At 43.7% G+C, this 17,148-nt stretch carries 10 protein-coding genes and 1 pseudogene; 9 read left to right on the forward strand and 2 right to left on the reverse strand.

Annotated elements, in window-relative coordinates; translation table 11 throughout:
- Positions 1 to 258: 258 nt before the first annotated feature.
- The gene (locus tag A4S05_RS14255; RefSeq protein WP_069070492.1) at positions 259 to 2,238 is read right to left on the reverse strand and encodes a serine/threonine-protein kinase; all 1,980 of its coding nucleotides are present in this window, start codon (positions 2,236 to 2,238) and stop codon (positions 259 to 261) included.
- A gap of 623 nt (positions 2,239 to 2,861) precedes the next feature.
- Here A4S05_RS14255 and A4S05_RS14260 point away from each other — a divergent pair.
- The 4 genes and pseudogenes from A4S05_RS14260 (at position 2,862) to A4S05_RS14275 (ending at position 8,331) form a co-directional block, all read left to right on the forward strand.
- Positions 2,862 to 3,293: an EamA family transporter gene (locus A4S05_RS14260; RefSeq protein WP_069070493.1), complete on the forward strand. Its 432-nt coding sequence runs from the start codon at positions 2,862 to 2,864 to the stop codon at positions 3,291 to 3,293.
- A gap of 429 nt (positions 3,294 to 3,722) precedes the next feature.
- Positions 3,723 to 4,994 (forward strand): Pvc16 family protein, encoded by a 1,272-nt coding sequence (locus A4S05_RS14265; protein WP_069070494.1) that lies wholly within the window; start codon positions 3,723 to 3,725, stop codon positions 4,992 to 4,994.
- Complete coding sequence (locus A4S05_RS14270; protein WP_069070495.1) at positions 4,991 to 6,985, forward strand: ATP-binding protein; 1,995 nt, start codon at positions 4,991 to 4,993, stop codon at positions 6,983 to 6,985. Before A4S05_RS14265 ends, A4S05_RS14270 begins: the two co-directional genes overlap by 4 nt.
- A gap of 222 nt (positions 6,986 to 7,207) precedes the next feature.
- Positions 7,208 to 8,331, forward strand: a pseudogene (locus A4S05_RS14275) (RNA-guided endonuclease InsQ/TnpB family protein).
- Positions 8,332 to 8,367: 36 nt separating this feature from the next.
- Here the strand turns inward: A4S05_RS14275 and A4S05_RS14280 are convergent.
- On the reverse strand, positions 8,368 to 9,078 hold the full coding sequence (locus A4S05_RS14280) for a Uma2 family endonuclease (RefSeq protein WP_069070496.1): 711 nt from the start codon (positions 9,076 to 9,078) through the stop codon (positions 8,368 to 8,370).
- A gap of 181 nt (positions 9,079 to 9,259) precedes the next feature.
- Between A4S05_RS14280 and A4S05_RS14285 the strand changes: the two genes are divergently transcribed.
- The 5 genes from A4S05_RS14285 to A4S05_RS14305 all read left to right on the forward strand — a co-directional run bounded on the left by A4S05_RS14285 (position 9,260) and on the right by A4S05_RS14305 (position 17,144).
- Positions 9,260 to 10,426, forward strand: coding sequence for a hypothetical protein (locus A4S05_RS14285; protein WP_069070497.1), 1,167 nt, complete (start codon positions 9,260 to 9,262; stop codon positions 10,424 to 10,426).
- A gap of 311 nt (positions 10,427 to 10,737) precedes the next feature.
- Entirely contained in the window at positions 10,738 to 12,489 is a 1,752-nt protein-coding gene (locus tag A4S05_RS41605; protein ID WP_069070498.1) for an eCIS core domain-containing protein, read from the forward strand.
- Between the two features lie 147 nt (positions 12,490 to 12,636).
- Positions 12,637 to 14,565: an eCIS core domain-containing protein gene (locus A4S05_RS14295; protein WP_069070499.1), complete on the forward strand. Its 1,929-nt coding sequence runs from the start codon at positions 12,637 to 12,639 to the stop codon at positions 14,563 to 14,565.
- A gap of 62 nt (positions 14,566 to 14,627) precedes the next feature.
- Positions 14,628 to 15,248 carry a HEAT repeat domain-containing protein gene (locus A4S05_RS14300; RefSeq protein WP_069070500.1) on the forward strand — a complete coding sequence of 207 codons (621 nt, stop codon included), beginning with the start codon at positions 14,628 to 14,630 and terminating at the stop codon, positions 15,246 to 15,248.
- Between the two features lie 540 nt (positions 15,249 to 15,788).
- On the forward strand, positions 15,789 to 17,144 hold the full coding sequence (locus tag A4S05_RS14305; RefSeq protein WP_069070501.1) for an aromatic ring-hydroxylating dioxygenase subunit alpha: 1,356 nt from the start codon (positions 15,789 to 15,791) through the stop codon (positions 17,142 to 17,144).
- Positions 17,145 to 17,148 lie beyond the last annotated feature (4 nt).

Consider the following 17,148-nt stretch of genomic DNA (forward strand, 5'->3'; position numbering starts at 1 on the left):
CCCTGCCCTACCCATTAAACTGTTGTACGAATCGATATGTATTCGCTTATTGTGTTTTAAATCTCTTACCCCTCACGGGGATGGAAACTTGAGAGAAAGCGCTTTTAACAGCGTTTCACCACCAATAGTTTTAAATCTCTTACCCCTCACGGGGATGGAAATGCAGGTTTAACTGTGGCTGAAAAAGTTAGAGCCGCAGGGTTTTAAATCTCTTTTAACGAAACAGGGTAAGGAGTGTTGATATAACTGATTAGCTGATTAGTTCTGAATGCGCTGATCGCTATTAGGTAAACCTTGCTGGTTATTTGGCTCTTTACCAGATTGCGATTGAGTATATATAAAGGTTACTAATGCCAGAGTCAGCCCAATGGCAAAGACCACTCCCAGGATTCGCAAAAAATTGGGAGTGATTCTTGTAGCTAGCTGCCCACTTAGCCTTGGTTGGTAAATAGTGTCATCCGTTGGCACTGGTTGTCTACCTTGACTAGATGCTGGTCGCGGTTGATATAAAGTCACATCTCGCGGCACTTGTTGCCCACTTTGATTAGCCCCAGGTCGCGGTTGAAACAATGTCTTATCTGGTGGTACTCGTTGTCCGCTTTGATTAGCCCCAGGTCGCGGTTGAAACAATGTCTTATCTGGTGGTACTCGTTGTCCGCTTTGATTAGCCCCAGGTCGCGGTTGGAACAATGTCTTATCTGGTGGCACTTGTTGCCCGCCTTGATTAGCGCCAGGTCGTGGTTGAAATAATGTCTTATCTGGTGGCACTTGTTGCCCGCCTTGATTAGAAGCAGGTCGTGGTTGATACAGCGTCACATCCGGTTTGTTAGCGTTCGGATTATTCACAGGACTCTGTTGATTTTGCTCAACGGGGTTAAATGGTCTGGGAACGGTTTCGTGATTTGAACCTTGGTTGTATCCAGGTTGAAGGGGAGGAATGGTTTCCTCGGATTGGTTTTGCTCAATCGGGTTAAATTGTCTTGGAATGGTTTCGTGATTTGAACCCTGATTATATGCAGATGGCGGACGCAGAATAGTGTCGTCGCTCGATTGTCTTGGAACGGTTTCGTGATTTGAATCCTGATTATATGCAGATGGCGGACGCAGAATAGTGTCGTCGCTCGATTGTCTCGGAACGGTTTCGTGATTTGAACCCTGATTATATGCAGATGGCGGACGCAGAATAGTGTCGTCGCTCGATTGTCTCGGAATGGTTTCGTTATTTGAACCTTGATTATAGGAAGATTGCGATCGCCCACTAATCTGGTCGGGTACACTAGTAGTCCCTGTGGCAAATTTGGCAGCAGCTTGCAAAGCCTGATTCAGTTCTGCTACAGTTGCAAATCGGTTTGCTGGGTTTTTGTGGAGACATTTCATCACCACCGCTTCCAATTGTATGGGTAAATGCTCACACCCTGGTTGCGATCGCAGTGGTTTCGGTGGCTCATAAGCATGAGCTAATACCCAAGAAGCCTCACTGATATGACTACCCTTAATGCTGATTCCAAATGGGTCGGCTGCACTCAGCATTTCATAAAGGATAATCCCTAAACTGTAAATATCACCTCTAGCATCCAAGTTTTGATCGCTTTGGATCTGTTCAGGAGGTGCGTAACGAAATGTACCGATAAATGTACTAGTTATATTTGTAATATTGGAATTTTCTGAAGATTCACTCCGAATTTTGGCAACACCAAAATCCAAAACCTTGACCCACTCTCCCAAATCTGTAGGTACTAAAAATATATTATCTGGCTTCAGGTCGCGGTGAATTACCTGAATATGTTCAGTAGTTTTGCCACCATCCCGTTGCAGAGTCACTCCCTGATGGGCAAGCTGTAAACCCTTGCAAACTTGCGCCATAATCTTCACCGTCCGCTCAACAGATAGCCGCTTTTCGCGCAGCAATAATTGTCTGAGCGTTTGTCCCCGCAAATATTCCATCACATAAAATGGAAAACCTTCTGGGGTAACTCCACAGTCACTAATCTTAACAATGTGGTCACTTTGCAAAGCAGCACAAACTGCCACTTCACGCTCAAAACGCTTTCTCATTTCTAGTGATGCCACCAGCGTATCTTTGAGCAACTTCAACGCTACCTGTTGACCAACACGGGTATCCGTTGCTAGGAAGACTTCTCCCATGCCACCCCCGCCTAACCGTCTGTCTAAACGGTATCGCTGGTTATCACCTACAAAGCGACCATTCCAAGAATTTGAAGAAGGTGGGGATTTCATCTGGGGGAACCCATCCTAGTTACTTTAAAGTGTTAGCTTTAGTCCGAGATAATACTAGTATTACAAATATGATTGCTTGCTTCGTAATCTAGATAAATATTAGTAATATATGCTACCAGCATTTTTCTAACTATACCCAGCTTAACATAAAAGTAATGCTAGCAATTTGATAAAATGTTTAAAATTAAGACCTATGACAGTTGAAATTTGTTCCTAATGTTAAGTTAATGCAAAGTTGCCGAAGGTAATAGCTTCAGTAGTGCTGAGTCTTGAGTGCTGAGTAACCAAGAGAGGGAAACGGCAAAGCGCAAACTACGAACCTAGCAAGTCAAACTTGACAGATGATTCAGGAGGCAGGAGGTCGAAGGCAGGAGGCAGGAGGAACCCAGGTTTAAAAACGTGGGATTGAAGTAAGGACGCTTTATACCGCACTTCGTGCCGCTACGCGCTTTGGCACTGTGCGTCTCGGTATCATTCTTTTTATGAACTGGGCTTTAGAAGAGTGAAACTTTAGTTTCAATTGATACTCCTAACCTCCAGCATAGCTGCCTTTTTTGTAATTTATGCTAGCAAGATGAGCTTAAATTACACTGCTAATTTTGACCAGTGAATCAGGAGGCAAGATGGAAAGCAACACCAGCGCATGGTGGATATATGCATTATTTTCGGCTGGCTTTGCAGCATTGACAACTATCTTTGCCAAAATTGGCATAGAAAATGTGAATGCTAATTTAGCAACAGCAATCCGAACTGTTGTCATCTTAGTAGTTGCTTGGGGGATTGTACTTTTTCAGGGAAATGTAGTTAATATCTTAGCTATACCCCAAAAAACCATGATTTTCTTATTATTATCTGGACTATCTACAGGGTTATCATGGATTTTTTACTTCCAAGCCTTACAAGTAGGAAAAGCCTCCCTTGTTGCACCAATTGATAAATCAAGCTTGGTATTAGTTTTATTATTTTCAGTCATTTTTTTGGGAGAATCCTTAAGCTGGAAGATTATTTTAGGAACTGGGTTAATATTCATAGGTACTTTAGTTTTAATCATTTAAAGTCTTAACTAAGCTCGACTTTATCCAAAATTAAAAACTTGGTTCTCTCGATACGGCAAAAACTTTTTCTATAGGAATCCGCTTTGATTTCTGAACTGATTTGCGTAGGCAGGGAATAGGCAATAGGCAATAGGCAACAGGAAAGAAGGCTTCTTAGTTGTACTGAGTTTTTTCAGAAATCAAATATGAGTCCTATAGACTGCATGAAGTTTAACGAAAAATTAAGTTAGGGGATTTTGCCCCTTGCCAAGCCTTATTAATTGAGATGCTAAGTGCATTTATGCAGTGCTGTACTAATAGCTGCTAATATGCATTTCTATACCCTGCGGATAGTCTCTGCTACAGAATATTTAAAGTTTTGCAAAATATATTCTGTCAATGTGCTCTGGCGTACATGATTAATATGTACTATTGCCATGAGGAATAAGGATGAGTAATGTGCTCTCTATAGCCGCAGTGACAGCAGTACTTAAAGTCTTGCTGGAAAATGGTTTAGTCAGCGATCCGATCGCTGCTAGTGTTGGTGATGTGATTGTAACTGCCCTACCGCCCGATCGAATTTCAGTTGAAGCTGACGAGCGTGCCCAAATCAACCTCTTTCTCTATCAAGTGACGCAGAATCGCAATGTTGATTGGGTATCTCAAGAATTTCGGAGTAGGCACTCGCATATTAATGGAAACCCGCGCTCTCCAACTCCACCACTAGCTCTTGACCTCCATTATTTGCTAACAGCCTACGGAGCCAAAGATTTTCAAGCGGAGCTATTACTGGGATACGCAATGCAATTATTACATAAAACACCAGCTATCACTTCAGATATTATTGAGAATACTTTAATAAATGCATCTACAACCAATACCTCAAGTGCTTTTTCGCAAGCTGTAGCAACTGTGTCCGTATCCGATTTAGCTGAACAAATTGGGCAGATAAAATTGACTCCAGAGTTTTTTAATATGGAAGAAACTTCTAAGTTATGGTCTGCTTTACAAACGCACTATCGACCTTCAGCTACCTATCTGGCATCAATGGTATTGATTGAAAGTAGCAATGACAAGTCTGAAGGTTTCTCCATAATGCCCTTGTCTCAACCGAGTATAGAGCAAGTTATGGCTCCGGCAAAGACTGATCAAATGATTGTTGCAGGTACTACATTAGTAATTCGTGGTAAACGTTTACGTGGTGAAATCACACGAGTTCGTTTGGGTAATACGGAGACATTACTAGTACCTCAAGAAGTTAAAGAAACACAAATCAGTTTGCTAGTCCCGCCAGATTTATACGCAAGCGTACAGGGTATCCAAATTGTCCATCTGACAATGGGCAATGCAGGGCAAACAGATCATCTCGTGGAATCAAACGTTGCGGCTTTCGTTCTCCATCCAACAATTACAGCATTTGTCGCTCAAGTGGAAAATAGCGGCGACAATTTACGCACAGCAGAAATTACCGTTAAATTCCAACCTAAAGTAGGTAAGGCACAGCGGGTAGTTTTACTACTCAATGAGGTATCAGGTAATAGTCCGGTAGCTTACTCTTTTTTGGTTTCACCACGCACTGAAGATACTGATGTAGTTATGATTCCTGTTAAAAACGTGAAGCCAGGAACTTATATTGTCCGGGTGCACGTAGATGGAGCGGAAAGTCCACTGTTCAAGAGTCAGTCTGGAGCTTATGATTCGCCACAGGTGACAATTTTATGAATCCGACGACAATTAATCGCAATTGGGATGAAGCAAACTACTGCTACTTATCAGCAGCCCTAGCCGTGGTGCGTGGTATTTTAGAAAATCACACGGCAAAAGAGCAAAATCAACCAGAGGAGGAAAAGCAAGGGAATTTACAGCAAGCGTTACAGAAAGCTGCTGCTGCTATGCCTGCACCATCGACATTGGAGAGAATATGCAAAATGTTTAGCCTCTCATCCTTTGAACGTGATTTATTGCTGTTGTGTGCAGGTATGGAGTTGAATGGAGATTTTGCGAAATTGTGTGCTACAATGCACGGGGATTTGCAACGAGCTTACCCAACCTTGAGTTTAGCTCTGGCAGCTTTACCTAACGTCCACTGGGATGCGATCGCTCCAAATGCTCCCTTACGTCATTGGCGATTGATTCAGATTGGTGATGGTCATGCCCTGACCCTCAGTCCTCTAAGAATTGACGAGCGGATTTTACATTATCTCACGGGCATTCAATATCTTGACGAACGCTTGGCTGGCATCATTGAGCCATTACAAGAGATTAGTGATTTAGTACCCTCCCACCAAGATTTAGCAGAGCGAGTAGCAGCAGTTTGGTCACAAGCTTACAAGATTAAGAGCTTGCCAGTTGTTCAGTTATGTAGTAAGGAAACTACTAGCAAACGTGCGATCGCTGCTAGAATTTGTCAACTCCAAGGTTTAAACCTGTGGGCAATGCCTGCACAAGTCATTCCATTAGTACCTAGTGAGTTGGATAATCTCATCCGCCTGTGGACTCGCGAGACGATTTTAAGTAAGTCTGCCTTACTCATAGACTGCAACGAACTGGATACCAATGATACAGCGCGGCTAAATGCGATCGCTCGTTTTATCGAACGTACAAAGGGCTTTTTAATCGTTACTAGTCGGGAACGCATAGGCTTATCACAACGCCTAGTAGTTAATTTTGACGTATATCAACCAACTAGCAAAGAACAAGGTGCTGTTTGGCAAGATGCACTAAGTACCATCGCACCGCAAATGAACGGGCAAGTTAAAACCCTAGTGGATCAGTTTAACCTAAGTGCCCCAACTATCCGCGCTGCTTGTGCAGAAGCCGCAGGACAGTTAGCACAAACACCAGACAACGATAATATCAGCGATATTTTATGGGATGCTTGCCGTGTGCAAGCACGTCCGCGCTTGGATGAACTCGCCCAACGGATTGAGCCATCGGGTGATTGGGAGGACTTGGTATTACCAGAGGCACAGAAACAAATTCTTCGGGAAATTGCGGCTCATGTCCGCCAACGTAGTACTGTATATAATAATTGGGGTTTTGGTGCCAAGAGTGCTAGGGGATTGGGAATCAGCGCTCTATTTGCAGGTGCTAGCGGCACTGGTAAAACATTGGGAGCAGAAGTACTGGCCCATAAATTGCGCCTCGACCTCTATCGCATTGACCTATCATCGGTAGTCAGCAAATATATTGGTGAGACAGAGAAGAATCTGCGCCGGGTATTTGATGCAGCAGAACAAGGCGGCGTGATTTTGTTATTTGATGAAGCTGACGCTTTATTTGGTAAACGGAGTGAAGTTAAAGATGCCCGCGATCGCTATGCCAATATTGAAGTTAGCTATCTATTGCAACGCATGGAAAGCTACCCAGGTTTAGCAGTCCTAACTACCAACCTGAAGAGTTCAATTGATACAGCCTTTCTGCGGCGGATTCGCTTTGTGGTGCAATTCCCCTTCCCAGATACAACGCAACGAGCGGAAATTTGGCGACGCGTCTTTCCAGCCGAAACCCCAACCGCAGACTTAGATACTCTGCAACTAGCACGGCTAAATGTTGCTGGGGGTAATATCCGTAACATAGCCTTAAATGCAGCTTTCCTCGCTGCCGATGCCGGGGAACCAGTGCAGATGAAACACATATTGCGGGCGGCTCAAACAGAATACAGTAAGTTAGAGAAACCCTTGACTGATGCAGAAGTTGGAGGATGGATGTGATTTGGCAATTTTGACCTTATACCAATTTGAAAAATGATTGCGACAGATGGATTCACACCAAGCCAGACGCACCAAGGCGATTCCAAATCCAAAATCTAAAATCCAAACTCTAAAATAGTATTACCAAAAACATGGGTTTAAAGCCTTGCCCTTCTAGGGCGACTTTGCTTAATTTAGGAAAAATATAAGTTTTTAACTTCAGATTTTTGGTAAAATACTAATATGAAAACACTGAAGTTTAAGCTATATCAACACAAAAAAATAGACACCTAAAGCGCATAATAAATGCTGCCGGGGTAATCTATAATCATTGCATTGCTCTACACAAACGCTACTACAGAATGTGGGGCAAGCACTTGAGTTGTACAAAACTTCAGTCGCATATTGCCAAATTGAGAAAGCGAAATCCATTCTGGCAATCGGTAGGTTCTCAAGCAGTACAAGATATTTGTCAACGTATCGAGAAAGCCTATCAGTTATTCTTTAAACATAATAACAAAGGAGTTAGACCACCAGGATTTAAGAAAGTTAAAAAATACAAATCATTCACCTTGAAACAAGCTGGCTATAAGTTTTTGGGAGGCAATAAGATAAAAATTGGTCATCGAGTATATCAATTTTGGAAGTCTAGAGACATTGAGGGAATAGTCAAAACACTAACCATAAAACGTACACCATTGGGTGAATTGTTTATGGTTGTGGTGGTTGATGATGGTAACAAACCAGAAGTTGAAGTTAAGACGGGTAAAATCGCTGGGTTCGATTTCGGATTGCGGACATTCCTCACTTGCTCAGATGGTACTAAAATTGAATCACCCCAATTTTTTAAGCAGTCGCTCAAAGCCATCAAAATAGCCAGTAAACATCATTCCAAAAAACTTAAAAGCTCATCTAATCGTGAACGAGCTAGAAAGAATTTAGTACGCAAGTATGAAGATATTTCTCATCGTCGTCGTGATTGGTTTTGGAAGTTGGCGCATCATTTGACTAATAAATTTGATGTACTTTGTTTTGAAACCCTTAACCTCAAAGGAATGCAGCGTCTTTGGGGACGAAAGATATCAGACTTGGCTTTCGGTGAGTTTATACAAATATTAGAGTGGATTGCCAAAAAGAAGAAAAAGAAGGTTGTTTTCATCGACCAATGGTATCCATCCACTAAAACTTGCTCTAGTTGCGATCATGTTATAGAAGAGTTGGATTTATCTATTAGAGAATGGCGTTGCCCATCTTGCCAATCAGTAAATGGAAGGGATGAAAACGCCAGTCGTAATATTTGTGCAGTCGGGGCATCGACTGTTGGGTTAGGTAATGTAAGTCGGTTTGAAACTGCAATTGCTGTTTGAGCCTAGAATCCCCACCATTCAATGGTGGGGATTATGTCAATCTGGTAATTCACCAAATCTTTCCCGATAGCGAGCAAGCATGGACTCCATTTGGGCAAGTTGCTGTTCGGCTTGTTGACGCTGTTGCTGTTCTTTGTGTGCTACTTCTTCTGGCGTGGGTGTCAGTTGTCCATCGGGAGTGAAAAAGCGCAACTTCGATTGATAAACTCCCAAATATAACTGCAATTGCTGACTCCATAACCAACCTGCTTCATTTGCTTGGAGTTCTTGATAACGACCATCTAATAAATGAAATCCTTTAAATTCTAAACTTACCGGGTCAAACCAAAAATAATCAGGAGTCCGCCAAATATCTTGATAGATTTCCTTTTTCAACCCTCTATCAGTAGCAGCTGTTTTGTCAGAAAGAATCTCTACAATCACATTTGGGTATTTGCCATCTTCTTCCCAAACTACCCAGCTTTTGCGTATTTTTCGTTGGGTATTTAAAACTACAAAGAAGTCGGGGCCTCTAAATTGCTCAGACTTGCGTTGACGCGGACTGTAATAAATCGTCATGTTACCGCAAGCGTAAAAATCTTGACGCTCCTGCCACAACCATTCCAAACACTGAATCAACAGCAGTATTTGCCGCAAGTGAAGTTCTGTTTCCAAAGGTGGTTCATCACTGTATAAATCACCAGGAGGAAATATAACATCTTCTGGTGTGTCTTCTAAAATTATTCCTAAATCTTGAGCAGAAGACATAATAATTTCTCTTTTGACAAGATAAATCGAACTTAACCCAATTCATTCACCGCTTTCTATGATTATAAGTCTTGCTCACACAGAGCTACTGCTGGCAAAGAATAATTTCTACTTAAGTAGATAGCGATCGCAACTCAACAAACTGTATAATTTGATCCAAAAATGTGCTTGAGGATGTGAGATGAGCGATGTCAACGACGGGCTACGCCTACGCATATTTGGGCCCAAGAAAGCAGGTACATCCACTTTTTCAAATCCATCGCTTCTCTCACCAACATCTCCAACGCTGGCAAATCCAACACGCGGTTTTGGCATCACAAATAACTTCTCAATCCAAACTGCAACTGAAGTATCAAAGGACTTTCATGAAGTGCAGTCTACTGGTGAGCAATCATTGGAACCAGAAGCTATTTCAGAAAAGCCCCTTAGTCATGACATTAGTCGAATATCGCTGTTTCATCCACAGGCAAAACGTCAACTAGGAAATACTTATCAGTCGGAAACGAATTGGGTAGCTAGTCGGGGAGGAGAAATTATCCCAGAAATTTTGCAGCGCCAAAGTCTTGCTTGTGAGGACGGAAATGTTTCGGTAATCCAACGAGACGAAAGCACCAGTTTACCACCTGTTCCCAACTACCAACTGACTCCCCCTTCATTACTGCAACCTCCCGACCCTACCTCACGTTATAAACTGGGTATGGATATGCATTTGCAACTCGATCCCCAGTTGCAAGCAATGATCATGCAGCATGTTCAACAGCAGTTGAATCCGGCAACAATTCGACCTTTCCTAAATCAGATAAATTTAGGAGTCTTACCTACTCCGGGGGCTGGTAGTCCTAGCACACCCAACCCATTTGCCGCCCCAACACTACCTGCGGCTTCTCCAACCGTGCCTGCGGGTGCGGGGCCAGACACTTCCCGAACTGCAACCGCAGGGGATTTGGTACAAGCGATTATGGCTGTTCCTGCGATTGATGGTGCTTTGACTTCGTTGCAAACACAAGCAAGCGATCGCATCCAGCAAGACTGGCGACGCTTAAGCACAGGAGGGCAAATTGGTGTTATTAGCACTACAGCCTTAATTGGAGTTGGAGCGCTAGCAGGCGTTCTTTCCGATCCAACCGCTCGACGGTTTGCACTCGATCAACTCAATGGACGGACGTTACCTGTACCTGGATTGAACTGGTTGCGCTTGGAAATTAACACAGGTAGCGACAACCTCATGTTAGGAATGCATATAGATGTTGGACGATTGTTACCTCCCAGCTTAGGTTTTGGTGCGTCTTCTCCGACTGCGATCGGTGGCCCACCTCAACCGGAACCCGGTGTTCCTGGTCAGCGATGAATCAAGGATTTTTGAGAAGTTAGATTCAGGTGTGAAATAGGATGAAGGAGGCAGGAGGCAGAAGGCAGGAGGCAGAAGGAGTAAATCAGTAGGGGATTCGACCCCTACTGATTTAGAGCCACTGAACAAGAGTTCAGTGAGGGTCTTAAACCCAAGACTCGTTTGGTTGCGGGCTGTTACAGAGTGCAGTTTTCCTCCTGCCTCCTGCCCTCTGCCTCCTGCCTTCCTCGATAATTTATACTAAAGTCCATAAGGATTTGATGCAGACAAATTGTATCCTGTGTCTTAGCGGTATATGGAGGAAAGTTGAGATGAGCAATGTCCAAAGACAAGCCGCTTTGCGTCCAGGTAACCTTGGGCGTGAGAAAGCAGATACATCCACTTTTCTAAATCCATCCCTTGCCTCACCAAGTATTCCGACACTGGCGAACCCGATACGCGGCTTTGGTCTACAAAGAGTAACAGAGGCATCACCAGACCTTCAAAAGGCGCATTCTGTTGATGGGCAACTAGTAGAACCAGAAGCTATCAAACAATCGCCCCTGAGTCATGACATTAGTCGCATGTCATTGCGTCCACAAAAAGCCTTGAACAAAGGCGTAGTGAATAGATCCGAAAATGCAGTCATCCAGGGAAGTGGTATAAAAAATGCCTCATACGGAGTCGATGTTGTGTCTCCTAGTGGTGGACAAAATCTTCCAGAGCCGGTCCTGGCAAAGATGCAAACGGCATTCAGTACAGATTTATCAGATGTAAAAGTTCATACAGACGGTCAAGCCGAAAAGTTAGGATCTCAAGCTTTTGCATCTGGTAATAATTTACATTTTGCTCAGGGCAAATACGACCCGGAAAGCCAGTCTGGTCAAGCTTTAATTGGACATGAATTAACTCATGTAGTGCAACAGCGACAAGGGCGGGTCAACATACCACAACTGTCTGGAGAAGGGAATTCTATAGTTGTGCAAGACCAGGCTTTAGAAGCAGAAGCCGATATGCTAGGTAATCAGGCGGCAGCTAGCTCTGAGGTGGACAGCAAGCAGTCAATTCAAGCCCAGAAAATAGACGGAACTGTAAGCAACGCAGTCCAGCAAAAGCCAATTGTACAAAATGCTTTACCAGTGATAGGTGCAATAACTGCTTGGGGTGGTACTCTTGCAACTGAATCAGCAGCAGCAGCAGCAACCGTAACAGCAGCAACAATTCAAGGTCTTCAAGCCGCGGCACAAGTAGGAGGTGCACTTGCTCCTGGACAAAGCGGTGTCCAAAGCGTTCAACTAGATAATGGATATATGTCACCTGTAGATAGACAAAAACTACAGTTGATTACTCAGTATCGTCTGATTAACGCCTACGTGAGTCACTGGAAACGACAGCATCCTGATGTACCCTTAGCTCCACCGACTCAGGGAACTGCCCCAACGCCAGCGCCAACCCCAGCAACTCCAACACCAACCCCAGCAACTCCAGCGCCAACCCCAGCAACTCCAGCACCAGCTGCTCCCGATTCACCTAATCAATCTGGTGGCACTTTGGATTTAGCCATTTTAGAAGCTGTAAAGGCAGAAGTTCAGTTGCAGGTTGAAACACTACTCAATACAAACCAAAAAACACTAACCAACGTAGAGTATATCTGGTCAGACAGTGGAGATCACACCGCAGATTCAATCGGTACTGTTGGAGCAGTTGAGTTTAGTAATCTGAGAGGAACTTTTATTAAGGAAACTCTGCAATTAAGTAGTGATGCGGCTCAAATCCCGAACTTAGATCCACCGAGCCGGGGACAAGAGATGGATGTGAGACAATTCCGAGGTGGAAGTATGCGCCGGGGTTCTTCAATGTCAATTGGCTATGGTGATTCACTATCGATCAATTTGACAGGTAGCGGCCCGACAATTGACCATGCAGGCAACAATGGACATGGAGAACACACTTACTCTACTGACTGGAATTGGGATGGAAATACGACACAAGGAGATTTTCCTCTGTATATTCAACCCGATGGAAAACCTACATTTGCTAGTCCAAAATGGAGAGGTGAACCAGATGATAATTCCTACTTTTAGGCTTAATTTTCCCACCAGAAAATTTCCTAATACAAATAGTGAATCGTCGATCGCGATCGCAGCACTTTACACTTAAGTCGATAGCGATCGCAACTAGACAAATTCTATAATGTCTGTTAATAAGAATATTGATGGAGGGAAGGTGAGATGAGCGATGTCGGACGACAAGCCACTGGAAGTCTACACACGCTTGGGCGCCAAAAATCAGCCACATCAACTTTTACAAATCCCGCCCTTGCCTCCTCAACTATTCCGACACTAGCTTCTCCAACGCGTGGCTTTGGTTTACAAACAAATAATCCTCCAATTCAAAGACTAACTGAGGCATCAATTGACCTTCAAGAGGCGCAGTCTGTTGATGAGCAATTATTATTGGAATCACAAGCCATCAAACAACAGCCCCTTAATCACGACATTAGTCGCATATCCTTGCATCGTCCCCAGGCAAAACTTACAGTTGGTGCGCCAGACGACTATTATGAGCAGGAAGCCGATAAAGTCGCCGATCAAATCATGCGAATGGCTAAACCTCAGCCCATAGATTTGCCGGATACAGAGACTCAAGAGGAAGTGCAAACCAAGCCTTTAGCCGCTGCTATAACTCCCCTAGTGCAAAGGGAAGCAATGCCAGAAGAGGAAGAAGAATTGCAAACAAAGCGATCGCTACAACTCGCTACAAATGGTAGCTTCCAGACTGGAGACAATTTTGAGACTCGGCTAAACAGCAGTGAAAGTGGAGGAAGTCCGCTACCAGATACAGTACGCTCCTTTATGGAACCCCGCTTTGGCGCTGATTTTAGTCAAGTGCGGGTACATACAGGCAATGAAGCGGTACAAATGAATCGGGATTTGAATGCCCAGGCGTTTACGCACAAGCAAAACATTTTTTTTGGTGCAGGTAAGTCACCAGGAAATGATGCATTAACCGCCCATGAACTGACTCATGTAGTACAGCAGACAGGTGCAGCCCAGAGAAAATTAATTCAACGGGCAATTAATCCTACATACGACCTGACTCACGGTACTTTTGAAGTAAATGCCACACCAAATGGCGCAAGTCTACCTATTACTATTCGTTTCAAACCCAAAACCACTGCTCCCTACTCTAACCAGATTGGACTGATTCAGATTGTGCGTTTGACAAATGCTACAGGCACAAATGTCGAACCTCAATCTTTACCTGCGGCTCGAGGTGCTAGCCTACGCACCACCGCTGATGCCACCACCGGAGTTGAGGGCGGATATTTCACTGATGTACTGCACAATGATGCACCTGCCCACGGTGGTACAGGAACCAATGCCCCAGCCGGAAGTGCTTTACCTGCTCAGTATCCCTTTGGCAACGACCCAGCCCAACCCAATCCTGCAACCCCTGGACTTTCGCGACCTTCATCCAGTGGTGCAAGCGGAGCCACTATCGGTTACAAACGCTCCGATGACCCCAGCGATATCAAAGCAGCAGAGCTAACCGACGCCCCTGGAGGGGCTGGTGAGTTCAACTTCGACTTTCAGACGGTGGCTAAGGGAGAAGACACCATGACAACTTACGGTGCGCTTCATTGGGGCTTCCAGATTCGTGCCGGTAAAGTTGAGAATGATCAAGCGTCAGCACAGGAAGGGCAATCTGCAACTTTTGATGCGGCTCTGGAGAAGCATCGGGATTTCTACGTACATGAACCAGTAATTTTTTACTTTGATTTCGACAGCGACCAACTCAGTTCCAGCGAAACAGGCAAAATCGATACATTCTTGGATTACCTGCGGCGGTTCCCTGATGTAAATGTTACTCCTGAAGGTTTCGCCGACAGGCGCGGTGGTGCGTCGCAGCACAACCTGGATCTGTCTTTACGCAGAGCCGAAGCAGTCGGGGCAGCCCTGCGTGCTAAGGGTGTAGCTGAAGCTCAGATTAGTGCTGTAACTATCGGCTCTGGAGCAACCGAAGACTTTACCCCTGATGCCACTACTAACCAAGATACAGAAGCGAATCGTCGGGGTAATCGCCGGGTCGTTTTGAACTTTAGGCATGTGCCAGCAGCAGCACCAGCACCAGCCGGAGGAGGAGGAGCGACACCGTGATTTGGAGAACGGCAGGAATATTCATAACAGTTTTGATACTGGTCGTTGGAGGAAATTTGTATATGAATAATCAAGACGCTACCGCGACGCCTATAGAGCAGATCAAAGCACGGCTCTACTCCACAGATCAAGACACTAGCGGTTTAGCTTTGGGTGAATTGATCCGTTTAGGCAAACAAGCTACCCCCGTTTTGTTGGAAGCCTTGACTAATTCCAACCCCCGTACCCGTCGGCTTGCTGCTGAAGGACTGAGCGAAATTGCCGACCCCGCTAGTGCTGATGCTTTGTTCCAAGCCACCCATGACACTAATGGAGAAGTGCGTGCCCGTGCTGCCACTGCCCTACACCAATTAGGGGATAAACGTTCATTGGCCGCTTTGGTTGCCACCCTTGACGATTACCCTGACATCCTGCACAATCCCTACACAGCTTCGATGTATCCTTTAATGCAGGGGGGGAAAGAAGTATTGCCTTTGGTTGTTCCTTTGCTAAAAGCACCTAATGATTTGACTCGTGAACGGGCTTTTTTGATTGTTAAAGCTGTGGTGAGTAAATTACCCCAAGGGCAAGACTGGAATCAGTTATGGCAGAGTTTAGGAAGTTATGATCCCGTAGGGCCACAGGCAGAACGCGACAAAGCTGCTCAACAATGGGAGGAATGGTTGAGCAAAGAATTACTATAGCTGTAGCCAATCATACTAAGACATAGACTGTGACAATTCTGTATGAAGATGCACATCATAATACCCCCCTGGGCAAGGGGGGACGGCGATAGCCTGGGGGTGAATTTATATGTAGCTCCACAAAGAAACGGTATTAGTAATAACAAAAGGTGACAGTTCTTGATGCCGAAGGTGGGTTGTAAATATTCCTAAAAAATTGAATGTAGAAGAAGCATTTGAGATACTCTTCAGTAAGTTACAGCAGTTTTCAAGTAAATCAAGTACAAAATGCCGGACTCAAAATAAGACACAAATAGTTTCTAGTTCCTGCTTCCTGCCTCAAAACCCATAACTTTGTACTTAATGTAAAAGAAAACTGCTGTAATTGCAGAAAATTAAGTATAAACACCTCACTACTAAATATAGTGATGGTTAATTTGTACTGTTAATCTTAGAAAAGTTTAGTAGAGAAAACTTAGATTACTAACAAATGCAGCCACCGCTACAAAATTGAGATAATTCTTTCTGAGGACATAGACTAATAGAACTCTGGAGAAAACTATGACATTAGAAACAAAGCAAATACAGGTAACACCAATAAATTCTGCTTTTGAGACTCTTGAATCTCAGTCAGAATTTAATTGGAGAAAATGTTGGTATCCTGTATGTTTTCTGCAAGACTTGCCTATAAATCGCCCTTATAGCTTTTCACTATACGATGAACCTTTTGTTTTATTTAAAAATACAGATGGAGAGATTACTTGTTTAACCGATTGTTGTCCACACCGTGCAGCTAGACTATCTGATGGACAAATTATTGACGGTAGAATAGAGTGCTTATATCATGGTTGGCAATTTGGCCAAGATGGTCAATGTTTGCATATTCCCCAATTAGCAACAGAGGCGAAAATTCCTGTTAGTGCTTGTGTCTCATCCTTTAAAGTTATAGAACGTCAAGGAATGATTTGGATTTGGGCTGGAGAAGTTGAAACAGCTGTTGATGAGTTAATACCAACTGTACCAGATTTGGATAAACCGGGATGTTTTCACTTAGATTACATGCGAGACTTACCTTATGACCAAAGCTATTTTATTGAAAACGTTATTGACCCAGCGCATATTCCTATTAGTCATGAGGGCATATTTAGCGATCGCACTGAAGCTCAACCACTAGATATGGAAGTCCTTGAGAGTTCCCATCAAGGAATTCGTGGAAGGTATCGCAAGACAAAAACCCCCAATCAGCCTTGGCATTTGTTAGATTTTGTTGCTCCCAACTTAGTTCTTTATAGAATTGGCCATGGACATGAAAGTAAGTTTTGGGGATCTGGTTTGTATTCAATTCCCCTCGGTAAAAATAGATGTCGGATTTTCGTCAGAAATTATAGTAACTTTTTTGATTTTAAGACGAAGTTGATGCCTCCTTGGGTAGATCATATAATGATCCGCAACAAAGTATTGGAAGGTGATATGCCAATAGTTGTTGAACAACAGGGACAAATTGAGCGGCTAGGAAAAAATTTACAAGAATTGTATTTACCGCTCAAAACATCAGATGTATTAGTAGTTGTATATCGCAAGTGGTTAGATAAATATGGCTCGTCTTTGCCTTTTTACCAAGGTTATTCCACTGCAAAAAATATTGATAGTAGCGAAGATAGTAAAGATTTAAAACCATTAGACCGATTTTCGCAACACACACTTATCTGTAATTCCTGTAGCCAAGCTTATAAGTTAACCAAACGATTACAACAAAGCTGCGTGGGAGTTGCGATCGCTTTCGCGGCTATAGCAATACTTACAGATGCTTCTGGAATAAAAATAGCAGCGGTGTCTGCTGCTGTAGCATTCATTATTTTGGCAGTTATGGCTCAAAGACTCAAAACCCAATTTGAGGATTCCTACAGTCACCATTAATAAA

The sequence above is a fragment of the Nostoc sp. KVJ20 genome (assembly GCF_001712795.1).
In the GTDB taxonomy this organism is placed as follows: Bacteria; Cyanobacteriota; Cyanobacteriia; order Cyanobacteriales; family Nostocaceae; genus Nostoc.